Below are 241 nucleotides of genomic sequence, written 5' to 3'. Positions count from 1 at the left end.
CCAAGGTGGGACGTCTCTCCAAGGCGAGCCATTCAATTTCGTTGCCGACCCCATCGGCCTGGCGGCCGGGAATTTTACGTACAGCCGCGATGACCTATCGTCAGGTGTGGGCCTCTTTCCGCAGCGCCTCACCTTCAGCCGCATATATAGTTCGAGCGCCAAGAATCAGGACAGTGTGCTTGGGAAGGGCTGGGCTCACAACTTCAGCGTGACCGCAAAGGTAAATTCCGACGGTTATCAG

General features: G+C 57.3%; 1 protein-coding gene. It reads left to right on the top strand.

The window, feature by feature from the left end:
• On the top strand, window positions 1-241 hold a 241-nt coding region (locus AC1RPR_RS09020; protein WP_481763610.1), incomplete at both ends, for a DUF6531 domain-containing protein.

The sequence above is a fragment of the Dellaglioa sp. CoH-57-MRSF-22 genome (genome assembly GCF_056781895.1).
This window is presented reverse-complemented; position numbering and strand designations above follow the sequence as displayed.